Genomic DNA, 626 nt, shown 5'->3' with positions numbered 1-626 from the left:
ATCGACATCCTGCGGGGCGACGATGGCAAGGACACCCTGACCGGCGGTAGCGAAGCCGATACCTTCGCCTGGTACGCCTCTGACTCGACCTTCGCCGGCGCGGACCAGATCACCGACTTCAGCCGCAGCGAGGGTGACAAACTCGACATCACCAGCATCGCCTACTCCAAACCCCTGGTGTTCCGCGGTGATCTGCTCGCGGCCAACGCCAGCTTCAAGGGCGCCGGGGGCGATGCGCTGCCGGGCTCGGACCTCGGCGACGGCTTCACCCAGGTCTGGTCGGCCCGGCTCGGCAGCGGCACCACCGCCAAGACGCTGCTGATCGCCGACATGAACCAGAACAACCAGCTCGACAGCGACGACTTCGTCGTCGAGTTCACCGGCACCACCGCTCCGGCCCTGCTGAGCGAGTCGGACTTCGTCGCCGGCACCTTCCAGGTGAAGGTCGGCACCGTCGGCAACGACACCCTCACCGGCACCGCGGATGGCGACCGGATCTACGGGGTGGCCGGCGCGGACACGATCTCCGGCCTGGGCGGCAGCGACGAGCTCTACGGCGGGACGGGCAACGATCGCCTCGATGGCGGGACGGGCAGCGACCAGCTCAACGGCGGGGCCGACAACGA

1 protein-coding gene is annotated in these 626 nt (G+C 68.5%); it reads left to right on the top strand.

Going from position 1 to position 626, the window contains the following annotated elements; genetic code table 11:
- Positions 1-626: calcium-binding protein (locus OWC43_RS23395; protein ID WP_393958684.1), on the top strand; the 626-nt coding region annotated here is incomplete at both ends.

This window comes from Methylorubrum sp. POS3 (assembly GCF_043352485.1).
Lineage (GTDB): Bacteria > Pseudomonadota > Alphaproteobacteria > Rhizobiales > Beijerinckiaceae > Methylobacterium > Methylobacterium suomiense.
This window is presented reverse-complemented; position numbering and strand designations above follow the sequence as displayed.